This is a genomic window from Nostoc mirabile CHAB5784 (assembly GCF_020829645.1).
Classification (GTDB): Bacteria; Cyanobacteriota; Cyanobacteriia; order Cyanobacteriales; family Nostocaceae; genus Nostoc; species Nostoc mirabile.
Genome location: NZ_JAIVFS010000010.1, coordinates 119,078 through 137,196, shown reverse-complemented (window position 1 = coordinate 137,196; position 18,119 = coordinate 119,078). Strand labels below are relative to the sequence as shown.

Below are 18,119 nucleotides of genomic sequence, written 5' to 3'. Positions count from 1 at the left end.
TCCAATTAGTGGCGAGAGGAATGGGAGAGAAATTACGAAACGTTTCCTGAACATTTTTCTGCATAGCAGAAATCGTGGGGGAAACAGTTGAGTAATTTCTAAATCTTTTGTCCTGCATAAGAATAACCGTCTTTTTGATGAATGTGTCTACAAGTCTTGTAACTAATCCCTTGAACTAAACCGGATGCGGTTGATATGTTGAAACTCCCGCTAGCAGGGTAAGAGCATCTCAATTAGGCTTGACACAAAGGATGAGAAGAATCTAACTTAGAGTAAATAAAACAACAACTGAGAACCCGAATCATATAATTGTTATCCATAGCGGTGCGTTTCATTTTTTGACGAAGACTACGTTTGTAGGTCTGTTCATAGTTGAGAGCATTGAGAGCAATGCGTCTTAAAAGAGCGAAATTTCGTGGACTGTGGAAAGAACGAATGCGACAAGCATCTTCTGCAAAGGTACAATCAAGCGTCCAATGAGCCTCGTTTTCAATACCCCAATGTTTTCGGATAGCCCGACCGATAAGTTGAGCATCACTGTTTAAAGAGGTGAGATAAAACTGAACTTCACGGGTAGTTTTATTCCAAAGATGACGCACGCGGACGACCATAACCAGAGTTTGCAATCCTGCCCATAATTTGGGTTGATAAAGCTCACCAATCGCAGTAACGGGTACAGTCCAGACTTCACGAATTTCCCGGCGGTGATGTGCTTTCTCAATTCGTTTGTCATCGCTGACATCAATTAAGTGAAAATTATCGGCAAGAGCGGTTTCAAACCATTCAGTCACCTGAGAATAGAGAGTGGGATGATTGGCTTTAAGTGCCAGGACATAATCAGCTTTCTTGCCAATAATTTTTTTGGCAATTTCGGTTTGTGTTCCCATTGCATCAATAGTAATGATAGATCCTGTGATATCTAGCAATTCCAATAATGCAGGAATCGCAGTAATTTCATTGGATTTATCCTCTACTTTCATCTCTGCTAAAACCAGATGTTGCTCACTCGACCAAGCACTAATTACATGAAGTGCTGATTTCCCTTGATTGCGGTCATATGAACCTCTAATTGTCTTACCATCTATGGGGATTATTTCTCCTGCCATCTTGGTGACTAAGGTTTCTACCCAACTGAGAAAACATCGATTTAATGCGTCTGGGTCAATGAACTCAAATACTCGACGGAAAGTGTCATCCGACGGAATTCCATTTGGTAGTGCTAAAAATTCTTCTAACCACTGTTGCTTACTGATGCCATAATTCTCGATATCTTCCCATCCCTGTGCTCCCGCTATAACTGCCAAAATCGCAATTACTAAGATGTCTGTCAGTTGATGTTTTTTGGTTCGCTCTACTCTGGGGTCTTTGAGTTCCGCAAAATGCCCAACTAGACTCTGTTGAATACTACCGATGTCCACTATTTCTTTTGGCTTTCTCTGACCGCTAGGATTTTTCAGAGCATCAGCAGATTTAGTTTCAAAGCCCTGTGACATCAACTTGACTCCTGACATTTTTTTAACAACAGCATTGAAGTCTTCTCATTTATCTTGCTCAGTTGTCAAGTGCATTTTTTATCCGGTTGTTCATACTTATCTTCTCTAATTTGTCAAGTTCACTTTATACCAAATTAGATGAGCTTACCCTGGATGAATTGGATTTAATGGACGTTTGTTTTGGTCAAGAATGAACACTTTAGACATTTCTGTCTCTCCTTGCGGGTAAAGTTAGCCTGGACAATGATTTAAAGGCTTCTGATGCTAACAGCACTGGCTTAACCCATTACACCTGTTTAACTGTTAACCTTAGAGCTACAAACTGGCTTGTCTGACGACACGCTTACGCGAACGCATTTGTAGGTAAGATGACCTAAAAATCGTAGTACTCAAGGTACTTAGTCGGGTAAACTCTGGGCGATTAATTGCCCTCACCATATTGCTCTTAGCAATATGGTGGTGGGTAGTTTACTGCATTGATATTTTTTTGTACAAACCAAGTAACTTGTGCGACTCAACTTCCCAGTTATATTGAGTGCGTACTACTTCTTGTCCTCGCCTTCCCATAGCAGCAGCAGTTTCTGGGTGTTCGAGGAGATATTGAATAGCCTTGGCAATCTCCTGCGGGTCTAAAGGGTTAACCAACAAGCCACACCCAATCTCCTCGATAATTTGCCGCCACAGGGGAAAATTAGATGCCACGACTGGCAGACCCGCAGCCATATATTCAAACAATTTATTAGGTAAAGCTTCCAAGTGATCGCGTTCTGGATGAAAAACTACCAAACCAACTCTAGCTTGTGCTAAATTCTGCACTAAATCATTACGGGATTGCCAACCCAGAAACTCCACTCGTTGCCATCCAGGGAACTGCTCAACCTCAGTTTTTAGAGCAGGTGGAGAAAATTCTCCTAATAACACTAGTTTTGTAGCTAAGTTTTCGCTTAGTAATTCCATCGCCCGTACCATTTCTCGAATAGCGCGAATCCCAGCAATACCACCTGCATAAATCACGTTGTTTGGTCTATTCTCGTCAGCAATATTGGTATCAGCCGCCTCAAGTTCTGCTGTAAGAGAAAAGTTACGCACCATAATGGTCTTTGCTGGGGGAAACTTTTGGGCGATTTGAGGAGTAACACAAATAAAAGCATCTAAAGTTGCCTTAGCTATTCCTTCTAACACAGTCCAAATAATAAACTTCAACCAACCCACTAAAGGATTATTCTTACTCAAAGAAATCGCTTCCCAAGGTGTGTCTTCATGGACATCATAGATAACCTTAGCCCCAAGACGTTGGAGGAGAATACCTACTGGAATTAGTTCTGGGTCATGAAAGTGATAAATCTCAGCTTGTAAGGATGCCGCTAGTTGATAAGCGCTACTGAGTCGCCGCCAGATTCGCTTTAGGCGTGGGTAATTTGTGACTTTATCAATGGCATGGAAAAACACCCCTTCTAACTTATTTGTTGGTGGATTGGGAACTAACAGATGTACCTCATATCCAGCTTTTGCTAAGGTTATACACTCTTTATAGAAAATGCGAACATCCAGCGGGCGATGAATCGTAGATAGGTGTACTACTCGCATTTTCAGTCCTCAAAAGTCACGGTAAAGCGTTCTGCCCAGCAAATTAAGTTCACCCAGCGCCAGATACGGAAATCAAAGGCAGACCGTCCCTCTACTACTGCCTGAAATTCTTCTTTAACCTGTTGTAAATTTAATGCCGGAATTTGGGTTGCCATTTCACTGTTTAACACTGCTTCGACCCAAGGACTTAGGGTTTTTAGCCACTGTTGCTCAGGTGTGGCAAAACCAATTTTATCTTTACGGTCTAAGATAACATCTGGGACTATACCCCGCATTGCTTGGCGGAAAATTGCTTTAGAGGTGCCATCCCTAGCAATAATAAATTCTTCTGGTAAAGACAAAACAAAATTGATCAAAGCAGGTGTGAGAAAGGGAACCCGACTTTCAATTGAGTGTGCCATAGAATTGCGGTCTTCATAGCGCAGAAGCATTGGTAGGCTGGTTTCGGTCAAGGCATAGTAAAGTTCTGACCGCAACATTTCTTCACCATGTTTGCTTTGATAGAGTTTGGGAACCAGTCCATGTCGGGTAAACCAGTCACTATTCAACCAGCTAGGTTTCACGTCTTTATTTACTAGCTGTCTCACTGATGCTTGCATACTTGGCGGTAAGAGTAATCCGACAGCCCGTAGTAGCAGCTTTTTTTGACTAGTCCCTGGTAGCTTTACTGATTGTTGCAAAAACTGGTTAGCAGTTCCCCATTGCCCCTGACGCAGTAGAGAAGCCAGTCGTGCAGCTAGGTAGGGACGGTAGCCGCCCAAAAGTTCGTCAGCTCCCTGTCCATCTAGCATCACCTTAATGCCAGCAGTTTTTGCCAGTTGGAACACCCGATACTGAGCATAAATACTAGTACTACCAAAGGGTTCATCTTGTAAGTCAATGAGTCTATTGAGATCGGTTATCAAGTCTTCAGGAGATGCCTGTACTTTATGTCCTACAACCGACGCCGCCTCTGCCACTGTATCCACCCATTTTTCTTCGCTGAGGGCTGGATCTGAGGCAATATAGCTAAATGTATGCAGTTCTAATTGTTCTCCTTGTAGATGTCGCATCGCCATGACAATGGCAGAAGAATCTATACCTCCCGAAAGTGCCGCCCCAACGGGCACATCACTTCGCAGATGTAAACTGACACTTTCTAAAAATAGGTGGCGCAGGTGTTCTGTGGCTTCTGCAAATGTAATATCTAAGTGTTGGTTTAACTCCAACTGCCAGTATCGCTCAATTTGAGGTTGCTGGGGTTTGTCTAAAGAAACTTTCAGGAAATGGGAAGGCGGTAGTTGCTTGATGTCAGCGAATAGGGTTTCACTGCCGTAATCAGTCAGCCCAGAATGGAGGTAGTCATAAAGTCGTTGGGGATTGACACGGGGGTTGACACCAGGAAGCTTGAGAAGTGACTTGATTTCAGAAGCAAAAGCTAATCCATTCTGAGAGTAGGTGTAGTAAAGAGGTTTAATGCCAAAAAAGTCACGAGCTAGAAATAAGGTACGTTCCCAAGTATCTAGGATAGCAAAGGCAAACATTCCTACTAATTTGTTTAAAGCTTTTTTACCCCATTGGGCGTATGCTGTCAATAGCACTTCTGTATCTGAGCGTGAACGAAATTGATGGCCTAAAGCTTTCATCTGGGTTTGCAGTTCCAGATAATTATAAATTTCTCCATTAAAGACAATATAATACCGTTCATCAGATGTTCCCATTGGTTGCCAACCAGCAGGACTTAGATCCAGAATAGACAGGCGACGATGAAACAGGCAGATCCGGCTACCCTCTAAAGCTTCAGGATTTCGGGAGATTTGGACAGGTGATGTTCCAGACCATCCTAAAAACCCTAGATCATCAGGACCGCGAAATTTGAGACAATTACTAATGGTTGTTAAAATCTGTAAATCTATTCCAGAGGAATTAAATCTGACTATTCCGCCAATTCCACACATATTACCTTATTATTCTGAGATTGGAACTTTCTTTTATGGAGTTTAATCTCCATAAATAAAGCACATAAAGCATAGATAAAGCACAAAATGACAGAGACAGCGATCGCTATCCGCGATCTAGGAAAAATGTACAGGCTCTATAAGCGTCCTGCTGATAAGGTTCTTGATGCTTTTGGAGTTAATCGATGGTTATTCTGGCGCAAACAATATTATCAAGAGTTTTGGGCTTTACGAGGTCTGAACCTGGAAGTGAAAAGGGGAGAACGTCTTGGTTTAATTGGACGTAATGGTGCTGGCAAAAGTACCCTATTGAAAATTATTACGGGCAATATTGCACCTACGGAGGGAACTGTAGAAGTTCAAGGAAGAGTCCAAGCTTTGATGGAACTCGGTACAGGATTTCATCCAGAGTTTACCGGACGGCAAAATATCCAAGCTTCTCTAGCATATCAAGGACTATCTCCAGCGAAGATTAGAAACTTGGAAGACGAAATAATTGATTTTTCTGAACTAGACGAGTTTATAGATCAGCCCATCAAAACTTATTCGGCAGGGATGTATGCTCGGTTGGCTTTTACAGTTGCTACAGTTATTGAGCCTGAAATACTAATTATAGATGAAGTGCTGGGTGCGGGTGATGCCTACTTTGCTGGGAAGTGTGTAGAGCGGATGCGGAAGCTGACAGAAGATTCAGGGGCAACAGTTTTATTTGTCAGTCATGATTTGGGTTCTGTTCAGACTTTGTGTAATCGAGTTATTTGGATCAATCGGGGAACCATACATGCAGATGGAAATCCACTCCATGCCATCAAATTTTACTCAGCAATGGTTCGACGTGAGGAAGAAATTAGATTAAAAGCCAGAGATTTAAAATTATCTAAAAAGCAAACTCTTTTGCTGGAAAACGAACAAGATATATATCAATCGTTTTTATTTCGTTTTGTTGGTAAAGATGGAGGACATCCTGATGGGAAGCACAAGATCCGATCTATAGTTCTGCAATCCCAATCTGAAAATATTGGGCATATTGAAGTGGGCGGACCAATGGATAATAAACCTGGACAAAAGCATTATATTCTGGATGATCCAGGTGTGATGGATTGGGGTTCAGCAAGTAGAGATAGTAATGGTTACTATAGAGTGTACGCTAATTTTAAAGGCAAATATGCTCACGCACCTTTTGAATTCGCTGTACCTAAGTCTTACTTAGCTAATTCATCTGATTTATGTTTGCAGATTGAGGCTGATTGTGAACAAGAAAGTGTTGCTGTTGAGGTGTTTGTTTCTGACTACAAGGACTACCATAGATTGGGTATGCTTGCATCTAATAACAGTGTCACACAGTTTACCCTTAATACTGAAGGTATTGGAAAAGATAATCAAGGGCAGCACTCAATTGAAATCAAAGATTCTCTCAAAGAGATTAATTCTCTTTTAACTGATACTGATGAATATGGCTCTAAAGAGGCTTTAATTACCGAAGTTTTAATATTGGATTCCCAACGAAAAGAGACTAAAACACTTTTTTGCCTAAATCCTTGTAAGGTAGTTGTAAAATATAGGACTACCATAGCCATACAAAATCCAACCTTTGTTTTTTGCATCTATCTTCCCTCCGGAATTTGTGCTTCCCAATGGATAGCATCTGGTAGCGAACTTGGTGTAGACGTGATTGCAGAAGAAGGTCAAGTAGTTTTTCATGTAGATAAGCTTTTGCTTGGTAAAGGTGCTTATGTAGCGAGTGCTGCCATTTTTAAGTACTTTTCCATCAATGGAATTGAGCCGCAAGCTTACCATTTACTTGACAGGTGCATTCACTTTCAAGTTTGCGATCCAAATGAAACTGACCGTACTGATTATGGAATCTGTCGTCAACCACTTAAAGTAAAATTACATAATGCAGGAAAATACCAAGAATTACTTTGACCAACCTGAAGTTTGGAATAATACCATGCTCCTTTATCAAGAGCAAGTGCTGTCAGATATTTTAGCGATATTGCCTCAAGATGTGGAAAGCATACTAGATGTTGGTTGTGGTAACGGACTAATTACTAATGCATTACCTGAACTTATTAGAGTAGTAGGTCTTGATAGAAGTGAAGAAGCACTGCGTTATGTCAGCCGGGAAACGGTTCTGGGAGAAATTCTCCAATTACCTTTTGCTGATGAATCCTTTGATTTAGTTATGGCAAATGATGTCATAGAACATTTGACATCAGCACAGAGAACCCAAGCTTTAAAAGAACTAGCCCGAGTAGCATCCAAATATGTCATCATTACAGTACCTTTTCTTGAAGATTTAAATCAGTCAATGACAAAGTGTGCCGACTGTGGGCGCTACTACCATGTTAATCATCATTTAGCATCATTTGATCTCAAAGAAACAGCAGAGTTACTAACTCCCTTTGGCTATCAGTGTCATAGACAAATTTTAAGTGGAGATACTTGGGAGAGCGAACCTCCATCTGTAGTATTAGCTAAACGACTTTTGGTATTTGAGTTAGCAGCAACCGATGCTCCATTATGTTTGTATTGTAATAGTAAAAATGTCACTATAGCTAAACCTGTTGAGTCAATGACAGATAAATTAGTTTCAATGCTGTGTCTTGATAACCATGACCTAATAGATTGGTCTTCGCGGCGAACAGAGTGTATTAATCTTTATGCTAAAGATAGTTTTTCAACAAGTAAACTACCCCCAGGTTTTAAAGATATTGGTGGAAGACAAGTTGTATTAGATCAAGAAAAGTTAAGAAGTAATCAGATTGACTTTCAAAAGCCAGAAATATTTAAAAAAGGATTTATCCCGTTATTTTCTAAACTGCCATACTATTTGTCTGATGTAGTGACGACAGAAGGTGCCATTTTATCAGAGAATCACAGACTTTTAATTGGTTTTTTTTGTTGTTCAAATAATCCAAATCAAGTAATTGAATTAAACCTTTCTGGAAGAGTTGAAACAAATGGTGACATGACGATTTTTATTTATGACGACAAGCAGGGCTATATTTCACTAATTGAAACAAAAGTCTATGGGAACTTTTTTTTGAAGATTCCCATTCCTCAAGCTTGTCTGTCAAAATATGGTATCCTATTTGAAATTCGATCTCAAAACTGTTCAATCACATTCACCACATCTGCCCTCACTAATGTCGAGAGCGATGAAATTATTATTCACGATAATCATCAGAAAAAAGCCCGTTTCTGGAGACTAGTCGGAAGTGACCATGTTGATTTAAGCTTGCCGCTATATGACAATTATGTAGTTGAAAGAAAATGGATGTCCAATCCTGATTTGTTGAAAAAGCATAATCTTCCGAGTCTATCAGATAATGATTTTTATAACCTTAGCAGTGTTTTACAAAAAGGATACCAAACTTTAAATAATGAGCAACAAACTTTACAAGTAGCATATCAAGTTTTGCAAGCAGCACACCAAAGCTTAGAGAGCAAAAATCTAATTTTACAAGAGGCTTATCAAGTTTTGCAAGCAGCACACCAAAGCTTAGAGAGCAAAAATCTAACTTTACAAGAGGCTTATCAAATTTTGCAAGCAGCACACCAAAGCTTAGAGAGCAAAAATCTAACTTTACAAGAGGCTTATCAAATTTTGCAAGCAGCACACCAAACATTAGAAGGTGAACATCAAACTCTACAAGAGACATATCAATCTTTAAAAGGTGAATATCAAATCTTACAAACGGTACACGAAACTTTACAGATAGTACACCAAACCTTACAGTACGTAACTCCAACTTTGCAATCTGAATCCAAAATTTTGCAAAGTGAATATAAAGAGCTGCAAGCTGTTTATAATAAGACATTTGTGCGTCGATTAAAAAGCACAATTATAGTAATATATCAAAAGTTTTTGACCAAAATTAAACTATTTAGAAATAAATTAGATGAGCAAAAAAACTCAATTTTGGGTAAATAATTTCACAGAGATTTATAACTATGATCCAATTCAATAGCAAAAAATTAACTGTAGTCATGCTTACTCCAGATGACAACATAGATAGAAGAATTTTGTTGGAGGCTCAAACCCTAGCTCAAAATGGATTTACAGTTCATATAGTTGCTGCTCCTTTACCCCAGGCTTATCAGGTCAATGATCGTGCAATACCTGAAATAAAAATTGTCAGGATAGATGGTAATTCACCACCTCCCACATATCAAATTTCCGAAAAGAAGAGCAACACAATACTAAATTGGTACAATAAACTCATCCAAAAAATTATACCAAAGTTATTTAATAAAACAAGATCACCACTGAAAATATCGGAATTAGTTGAAAAAGAAAAACTGATCACAGAAACAAAATGGCGTGATTTTTACTGGTATCATGAACATTTTTATCAAGAAGCAGTAAAAATTCCGGCAGACATATATGTTGCTCATGATCTACCAATGCTCCCAGCTGCTCTCAAAGCAGCTACTCATTATCAAGCAAAAGTTGTATATGACTCTCATGAACTTTATCCAGAACAACACCATTTTGGTGTTGAACGGGTAGAAATGTATAAAGATGTTGAATCTAGACTTGCACCTTTGGCAAATTTAGTAATCACAGTTAATCGGTCTATCGCAGGAGAAATGGCTAAAAGATACAATATTCCCGTACCAGAATTTTTACTTAACTTAACCAGTGAGCCACCGGATTTTGATGTATATTCTTCTTATAATTACCTCAGAAAAAATTTGAAAATTCCCCTAAGCAAAAAAATTCTACTTTTTCAGGGTAGTTTAAGTGAGAATCGCAACCTAGAGAATCTCATAGAAGCTGTTGCTTTGTGTGAATATCAAGATTTTGCACTTGTAATTTTGGGAAGTGGTGCTTTGCGAGAAAAATTAGAACAGATAGCTATAAATCTTAAACTACTTGGCGATCGCGTTTATTTCCACGAATTTGTTTCAGCCAACAATTTACTATTTTATACAGCATCTGCTGATGTCGGAATTATTCCTTATCCTCATATAGATTTAAACTCTTATTACTGTACTCCTAATAAATTATTCGAGTTTATTTTGGCTGGATTACCAATCCTGGCTAATGATTCTCCTGAACTAAATCGTTTTGTTGGTCATCAAGGCATAGGTCAGAATGCAAAAATGGAGACATCAGCAGATATCCAATTAGCAATTGATAATTTTTTTGCCAGTCCTAACAAGATAAATGGTTATAAATCACAAGTGCTAAAAATCCGTGGCAACTTTAAATGGGAAAAACAAACAGAGAAACTAGTTTCTCTGTATAAAAAAACACTTTAATAAATAATATATTATGTGTGGAATATCTGGAGTAATTTATAAGGAAAGAAATCGTTGTGTTTCAGAAAAATTAATTACTGACATGACGAACTCTATTAAACATAGAGGTCCAGATGATGAAGGATTGTATATTGATGGTTCTGTAGGATTGGGACATCGAAGACTGTCAATTCTTGATTTAAGTGCTTCTGGACACCAGCCAATGCCTTATCATAACGAACGCTTTTGGATTGTGTACAATGGCGAGATATATAATTACCTTGAAATTCGAGAAGAGCTTAAACACAAAGGTCATCAATTTTATACAGGTACAGACACGGAAGTTGTTTTAGCTGCTTACTGCGAGTGGGGTGCTAATTGTTTGCACCATTTTAATGGAATGTGGGCTTTTGCTATCTACGACCGAGCTAATAAAGAGTTATTCTTTAGCCGTGATAGATTTGGAGTTAAGCCTTTTTATTATATTAATGATTCAGAAAAGTTTGTATTTGCTTCAGAAATTAAAGCCCTAGTTACTGTATTTCCTGAATATAGAAAGCCTAACTTAGCTTACATACATCATTTTTTACCATCAGGCTCACTAGATGATGGAGAAGAAACTTTTTTTGTAGATATTAAGGCTTTGCAGCCTGGTCATTATGCATATCTGCACACTGAAACAGGGAACCTGCAAATTCATTCTTATTGGGAATTAGATACAGATAAATTTCGCCAGTCTTGGCATAGTGGAGACCCCATAGAACAATTTCGCCATTTATTATCTTCCTCCGTGAAGATGCAGATGCGGTCTGATGTTCCTGTTGGTACTTGTCTATCTGGTGGGTTAGATTCTAGCTCAATTGTATGTCTGGCAAGTAAGTTTCAGGAAAGCCCTATTTATACTTTTTCTGGTTTGTACAGCGATAAAGACTGTGATGAACGAAGTTATGTTGATTCCGTCAATTCTTTAGCAAACACCATTCCTCATCCGGTTTTTCCAGAACCATCGCATGATTTAATCAATGATTTGCAGCGTATTGTATGGCATCAAGATGAACCCTCAGCTGGGCCAGGACTGTACACGCAGTATTATGTGATGAAGGAAGCTCGAAAGCACGTTAAAGTCTTACTTGATGGACAGGGAAGTGATGAGTTATTTGCTGGGTATCTGCCTTATTTTGCTTTAAGAATAAAAGATTTACTTGTAAATAATAGTAAAAATAAAGTTTGGGGTACCATATCTGCTTATCAAACCGCTTTTGAAGTTACTAGATATTGGGGGATGCAATGGATAAACCCCGTACTTTCTAATTTAGTTAATCATCGATTAATTAAACTTGCTAATAGAATTACCAATATAGGGTTTAAAACCTCTGTTTATGCTAGGCTTTCTTCCGAAGAACCAAGTTTTTTTTCTCAAGAATTTGAAGCCTTGGTCAAGGATGATAAAATCCAGCGTTTTCAGCCTATATGTTTTCCTGAGCAACTAGCAAACACTCTGTATTGGCATTTAGTTCAGCAAAGTATTCCTGCATTACTTCACTACGAAGATAGAAATAGTATGGCTTTTTCTATTGAAGCTCGTGTTCCTTTTTTAGATCATAGAATAGTAGAATTTGCTTTGAGCCTTGATTCTAATTACAAAATTAGAGGTTCATGGACTAAATGGATTCTGAGGCAAGCTATGCAGGATTTGCTACCCAGAGAGGTTACGTGGCGGCGCAGTAAACTAGGATATCCGACTCCTTTTGCTCGTTGGATTAGAACTGCACCTCACAAAAATAATATCTACGATATTATCTGTTCTGAATCTTTTATCAACCGTAATATAGTACCTCGCAATACTATTGAATTTTATTGGCAGCAACATCAAGAGAAAAATATTGATAGAAGTTGGCTGATATATCGATGGCTAACACTAGAACTTTGGTATAGACAGTTTATTGATAATCTTGACCCTCATACAGCTGTTTTTTAGACATTAAAAAGGATTTTTAACATGGGTAAGTCTATCGTAGTTTTCTCATTAACTGAAATTCGACGAGATCCTAGAGTTCGCAGAGTGGCTACTACCTTATCAGACATGGGATATCAAGTAACAGTTATTGGGATGAAAACTGAAGAATGTTCAATTTCCAGAGAATCACTAGATAATTATCAGGTGGTCAGAATAGATGTACCTAATAGTTATTCTGCTCAAGCAATGCTTGAATTGCATAAAATATGCCCGAAGGTAGGAAAAATATTAGATAAAATAGAGTCTAGTTTGTTTGTGGATCTTGAAACTGTACCTATTCAGTTAACTAAGCGTAATATTTCTAGCTATATCAAGAAAGCAAAATTAGATAAAATTTTCAAAAAAAGCATTGATTTTGGATATCAGGTTTTAGGTATATCCAAAGAAGGAAAAAATTTTAAAAATGTGAATTATATTCAAGAAATTTTAGCTATTCGCTCAATTTTACTAATTAATTTAATCTTATATCAAGTTTCTCGTGAATTTTATCCAGACGTGTATCACTGCAATGATTTGGATACTTTAGTGGCTGGAGTTATGGGTAAATTGATAGATGATAAAACTTTAGTATATGATGCCCATGAAATCTACCCAGAGCAGTTGGCAGAAGAGATGAGGTCAGATATATGGTATAGATTTTACACTAACTTAGAAGCACAATTAATTAACCTTGCCGATGGCAGAATAACAGTTTGTGATTCTTTAGGTGAGTATTTTAGTAAAAAGTACCGCTCCAAAGAGTTTTTAACTTTACGTAATTGTCCATCGAAAAAATACCTTCCTCCTGCTTCTATTCTGAATAGAAAAAATAGTCCTAGAGTTATCACCTATCAAGGTGCTTATTTTCAGTACAGGGGATTAGAAGAAGTTATAGCAGCAGCAGCATCCGTCGAAGGAGCTATTTTTCAGTTTAGAGGAATAGGCAGTCATGAAGCTACACTAAAAAAAATAGTTCAAGATGCCAAACTTTCTGAGAAAGTGCAGTTCTTGCCTGCTGTCAAGGTAGACCAGTTAGTAGAGACTGGAAGTGAATGTGATATAGGTCTGAGTCCTTTTATTTCCGTTTGCTTTAACACGAAATATTGTCTTCCTAATAAATTTTTTGAATATATGATGGCAGGTTTAGCACTATGTAGTTCAGACTTGATAGAAATGCGATATCTCACCGAGAAATTACATAATGGGGTTTTATTCGATTCTAAACAACCAGAAGCATTATCTAATGTGTTGAATGAACTGCTAGCTAGTCCAGACAAACTTGATGAAATGCGCCAGCAGTCATACTATGCTGCTGTTGATGAATACAATTGGGAAAATGAACAAAAGAAGCTAATTGATTATTATACTCGACTGTAAAACTCTAAAGTTAAAATTTAAAATGTTGTAGCGTTACCACTTAGCATTTGAATACTAAATATTTCATCAAGATATACTAATGGTTCTTTCATTACTTTTGAAAGGTAAATCTCTAAATTTTTATTTATCTCTTCTTTTTGACAATAATTTTTACTACACTTAGAATATTTGTTGTACCATAATTTTGCTGCTTGAGAATGAAACACATTTTTCATCCGAGAACGAGCAAATATATTTTCCAATGTTTGGTCTGGTGCCGCGCATATATTTTGTAACACTAATTGGCAAAAATCTTTCAATGTCACAAGCCCATTTTTTCCCTTGTACTTCTGAAATTTAGCTATTACTTTAATAACTTGCTCTTTAATTTGTGCCGTATCAATTTTTCCTTGAGGATTGATCATTTTGTCTCCTACCCGCCAAGTATCTAAATTAAGCATTAAGGGAATAAGATAGTAGTTTCCGTTTCGCTCTTCTAGATACAATCCATGCCCTGCTTGGGGAGAAAAAAGAAGCTCCCCTTTACCTAAATGTAAATGATCCATAAAGTAAAAATATGAACTAGATATCATAAATGGTGAGTCTGGTTCTGGCATTTTTAAGATCGGAGAGGTTTGTCCATTAGCTGGTATTAGGGCTGAATAACCAAGAAAATATTTTTTATTAAATAACTTGATAACAGGGCCTTTTTGCCAAACATAACTATTCCAACCTTCTCCCAACCTTTTAATGTTTTTTGTAAGGTCTTTAGAGCCATAAAGACTATTCCAGTTGATGTTACTAATCACATAGTTTTTTGTTTCATCGCTATTCAAATTAATAAAAACAATCCGTTTTTGAAATGTAGATAAAATAATCAAGTTATGTTTGTTGTTATCTACAATGGCACTATAGGGCATATTAAAGTATTTATATGTAGGTCCATTACCACCAAAGTATTTTACTAGTTTTAATTTCTGTCTGTCTAGTATACTGATCAACCCCGTATGTGCATCACTAACAACTAAATAATTTTCAGAAAAAGGATATACAGATGTCGGCCATAGAAACTCCAAATTTTCCGGGTTCCATCCTTGTGAACCAACTTTACGGATAACAGATCCGTCGTGAATATCTAATTCAAATAGTGCCCTTTCAGCTAAGCTAGTAGCATAAACTAACTTATCTACAATAGCCAGTCCATGAGCTTGGTTGACTTTCGTAGACCATATTTCGCGCCATTTGCCAGATGAAAAATTAAAACCAGTAACAACATTACCATCATAGTTGGTACATACTAGATATTTTCCATCAGGTGAAACAAATACATTTTCTGGACCTGTAGTATTGGAAGTTTTAATTTCGTCTTTAAGTACAATCTGATTATTTTTAATATCTACATCAAAGATTAATATATTCTTAGCAGTATAATTTGCCACAAATAATTGATTATATTTTTTGGAAAAAAATAAACCTGTGGGAACGTATTTACCTGAAAAATTCGACTGCCTATTATCTTCTGTGAATGACACAGGTTTTATCTCAATAATTTTAGCGTCTTTTAATATAAGTCTATAGATTTTGCTAAAGTCAGCAATTAAGTAATCATTATCACTTATAGGTGTTATAGAAACTATAGCTCCAACACTATCTGATATATTTTTTTCATAGGAGTTTAAAACTTGGGCAGGATTAGAACCCAATTCTAAATTTAATATTTCAGTTCCACGAGAATTTAATATCCTATTTTCTAGATTACCTAATGTAATATTAGAATGTTGCTTTTTAAATTCAAAACCTAAAAATACAAAAATAGTTACTATTAAACAAAGTGTAAATATTTTTAGTCTTTTTTTCATTTTTTATCCAGTTATTATTTTGAAATTGACAGTACGATCATCAAACTGATTTGGATACTTTAGTGGCTAGAGTTATAGGTAAATTGATATATGATAAATGCTATGTAAGCATAGATAACAGCAGCTTGTGAAAAAGCAGAAGGCCAAGAAGAAATTACTACGATGTTATTGTAGTTGAGAGGAAAGTTGTAATACCAAATATAAGAACCATTATTTAACACTACTTTATGTTTATTAAGCCATTCCAAGGCTTTAGTTTGCTTCAAACTTAATTTTTGACTGCTTTTAGTCAAAACTTTTAGATCCCTAGAATTCATAGCCTGAAATGCAACACTAGAAATATTGTAATAATACTGTCCATCCTTGTTTACTAAAGCAATCATACCATCTTCATCAGTAGATAATTTTGATTTCCAAAAACCAACATTTTCAGGTAATTTCATAGTTCCTGAGGAGTCAGGTTCGTAGACATCAAACTGAACACTTGAATTTGACTTCTTACTAGTAAATGTCACTTGTGTTCCCCCAGTAATTGCTTTTATTTGTATAGAGTTTACTTGAACATAATTAACTGTGGGTGTTGAGAACAGTAACACTGTTGCAATGAGTCCTAACCCTAGAATTAAGTTACTACCCGTAAAAGTTTTTTTTGATAATATTTTGCATTTTTATCATTGTAATTATTCCTAGTATATTTTTGATTTATTAAAAAACAAAAAAATTGGTAATGTTTATATTAGTTGTATTTGTATTTTCCCTCAAAGAATTCTTGTTGCCATAATTCAATGCATAAAAATCCCCATATTTTTCGACCAAATTTCCTCTCTTGATTCAGGCTTTTGAGAACCAGCTTGTTATTGACTAAATCCCGGCTTATTGCGTTTTGTGAAGATAAAGTATCATGAATAAAGTCCGAAGCCTCTCCATTTATCCATTCTATCAATGGTACAGGAAATCCCATTTTATCCTTACGATTAGTAATCGTAGCAGGCAAAAAACTACCTATTGCATTTTGCAATACCTGCTTCATTGTGCCATTCTTAAATTTAATATTCGCCGGGATAGTCGCAGCCAACTCTACTAAAGGATGATCTAAAAATGGGACTCTTGACTCTAATCCATGCGCCATACTTACTCTATCTTCAATTTGTAAAAGCGCAGGTAATAAAGTTTTAAAATCAAAGTGAGTCATGCTGTCAAAATAAGACTCTTGCCCGACATTTTCTGCCAGAAAAATCTTTTGAAATGTCTCAAAGGGAGAATAACCATCCAAAGCTTCCCAATTAATTTCATCTCCTAAAGAAGGCGCACGATTAATTAAACGGAAATATCTTTTATCTAAATCTTCAAACAAACCTTCCCGCCAAAATTCTTGTAGTAATGGTTTATAATTACGCAACGCTGTTAAATTAGGAATAATAGACTCATAAGTTACGATAAAATTGCTAGAGTGCATAGTTCCATCAATTGCCCCCTTGATGCACTGCTCAAAGTAAGCAATTAAATAGCGTACATATCCACCAAAAATTTCATCTGCTCCCTGTCCCCCCATTACTACCTTGCGATATTTGCTGGCTAACTGCGAGACCATATACTGAGGAAAAGAACCAGGCCCAGCAACCGGATAATCCAAGTGATAAATAACTTTACGAATATTCTCGATAAAATCTGTTGCTGTAATGTCTAGTTCGTGTAACTCGAACCCACTCCATTCTGCTAAATCTCTTGCATATTTACTTTCGTCGTAGTCTTCACTAATAGAAAACTTGCCTGTGAATCCGATAAACTTGTCATCAGACTTTTGACTCGCTAGAGAAGCAATTATGCTGGAATCTAGCCCGCCACTCACATAAGCCCCTATTGGCACATCACTACGCATATGCAGATTAACAGACTCTGATAAAATATCTGCTATCTTTTCTTCAAAATACTTAGCAGTATGGTCAAAATCTAGGTTGTAGTAAACTTCCCAATAACGTTTAACGTCTACAACGCCGTTATCAACTTGCAAAATATGCCCAGGTAAAAGTTCGTGTATGCCTTTGAATAAGGTTTTACCTGCTAAACAAAATTGAAAGGTTAAATAATCTTTGAAACCTTCTAAGTCGGTTTCAATACTTTTAACAAAAGGCAACAAAGCTTTGGCTTCTGAAGCAAAGTACAATACCCGATTCACTACAGTATAATAGAAGGGCTTAATGCCAAAACGGTCTCTAGCACAGAATAGAACTTGGTTTGACTCATCCCAAATTGCAAAAGCAAACATCCCCCGCAAGTGGTTGACACAATCTATACCCCACTTGCGATAGGCATATAAAATTACTTCTGTATCTGAATCAGTAACAAAATTATCTATTCCTAGTTCTTGTCGCAGTTCAACATAATTATAAATCTCGCCGTTATAAGTTATCCAGTTACCTCCTTGGTCACTCATTGGTTGATTACCAGTAGTTAAATCTATAATGCTTAAACGACGATGACCAAAGCCAACGTGTTGTGAAGGATGCTCCCAAACCCCTTGTCCATCAGGGCCTCGGTGGCTCTGTAATTGATTCATCACTAATAATTTGCGGTTTAAAGATGGAATATAATTCCAATCGAGATTCAAAGCACCTGCTATTCCACACATAAATTTAGACTG

General features: G+C 37.1%; 11 protein-coding genes. 5 read left to right on the top strand and 6 right to left on the bottom strand.

The annotated features are described in order from the left end of the window. Nucleotides 1–233 precede the first annotated feature (233 nt). From LC653_RS09940 to asnB (LC653_RS09930), 3 genes are all read right to left on the bottom strand, one after another. Entirely contained in the window at nucleotides 234–1,493 is a 1,260-nt protein-coding gene (locus LC653_RS09940) for an ISAs1 family transposase (protein ID WP_229494322.1), read from the bottom strand. 468 nt (nucleotides 1,494–1,961) lie between these two features. Further along, nucleotides 1,962–3,080 (bottom strand): glycosyltransferase family 4 protein, encoded by a 1,119-nt coding sequence (locus tag LC653_RS09935; protein WP_229494321.1) that lies wholly within the window; start codon nucleotides 3,078–3,080, stop codon nucleotides 1,962–1,964. A 2-nt stretch (nucleotides 3,081–3,082) separates the two neighbouring features. Next, complete coding sequence (gene asnB / locus LC653_RS09930; RefSeq protein ID WP_229494320.1) at nucleotides 3,083–5,017, bottom strand: asparagine synthase (glutamine-hydrolyzing); 1,935 nt, start codon at nucleotides 5,015–5,017, stop codon at nucleotides 3,083–3,085. 87 nt (nucleotides 5,018–5,104) lie between these two features. On the opposite strand from asnB (LC653_RS09930), the gene LC653_RS09925 reads away from it, so the two are divergent. The 5 genes from LC653_RS09925 (at nucleotide 5,105) to LC653_RS46785 (ending at nucleotide 13,640) form a co-directional block, all read left to right on the top strand. Continuing rightward, nucleotides 5,105–6,943 carry an ABC transporter ATP-binding protein gene (locus tag LC653_RS09925; protein ID WP_229494319.1) on the top strand — a complete coding sequence of 613 codons (1,839 nt, stop codon included), beginning with the start codon at nucleotides 5,105–5,107 and terminating at the stop codon, nucleotides 6,941–6,943. Next, nucleotides 6,915–8,954 (top strand): class I SAM-dependent methyltransferase, encoded by a 2,040-nt coding sequence (locus LC653_RS09920; protein ID WP_229494318.1) that lies wholly within the window; start codon nucleotides 6,915–6,917, stop codon nucleotides 8,952–8,954. The genes LC653_RS09925 and LC653_RS09920 overlap by 29 nt, the downstream gene beginning before the upstream one ends. 20 nt (nucleotides 8,955–8,974) lie before the next feature. Continuing rightward, nucleotides 8,975–10,288: a glycosyltransferase gene (locus LC653_RS09915; RefSeq protein WP_229494317.1), complete on the top strand. Its 1,314-nt coding sequence runs from the start codon at nucleotides 8,975–8,977 to the stop codon at nucleotides 10,286–10,288. A gap of 13 nt (nucleotides 10,289–10,301) precedes the next feature. Further along, nucleotides 10,302–12,245 (top strand): asparagine synthase (glutamine-hydrolyzing), encoded by a 1,944-nt coding sequence (asnB, locus tag LC653_RS09910; protein WP_229494316.1) that lies wholly within the window; start codon nucleotides 10,302–10,304, stop codon nucleotides 12,243–12,245. Nucleotides 12,246–12,329: 84 nt separating this feature from the next. Then, nucleotides 12,330–13,640, top strand: coding sequence for a glycosyltransferase (locus tag LC653_RS46785; RefSeq protein WP_229494315.1), 1,311 nt, complete (start codon nucleotides 12,330–12,332; stop codon nucleotides 13,638–13,640). A 17-nt stretch (nucleotides 13,641–13,657) separates the two neighbouring features. Here LC653_RS46785 and LC653_RS09900 read toward each other — a convergent pair whose 3' ends face one another. From LC653_RS09900 to asnB (LC653_RS09890), 3 genes are all read right to left on the bottom strand, one after another. Then, a complete protein-coding gene (locus tag LC653_RS09900) occupies nucleotides 13,658–15,478 on the bottom strand; it encodes a beta-propeller fold lactonase family protein (protein WP_229494314.1) in 1,821 nt (606 codons plus the stop codon). A 59-nt stretch (nucleotides 15,479–15,537) separates the two neighbouring features. Continuing rightward, nucleotides 15,538–15,993, bottom strand: coding sequence for a hypothetical protein (locus tag LC653_RS09895; protein ID WP_229494313.1), 456 nt, complete (start codon nucleotides 15,991–15,993; stop codon nucleotides 15,538–15,540). 221 nt (nucleotides 15,994–16,214) lie between these two features. Then, entirely contained in the window at nucleotides 16,215–18,107 is a 1,893-nt protein-coding gene (asnB, locus tag LC653_RS09890) for an asparagine synthase (glutamine-hydrolyzing) (RefSeq protein ID WP_229494312.1), read from the bottom strand. Nucleotides 18,108–18,119 lie beyond the last annotated feature (12 nt).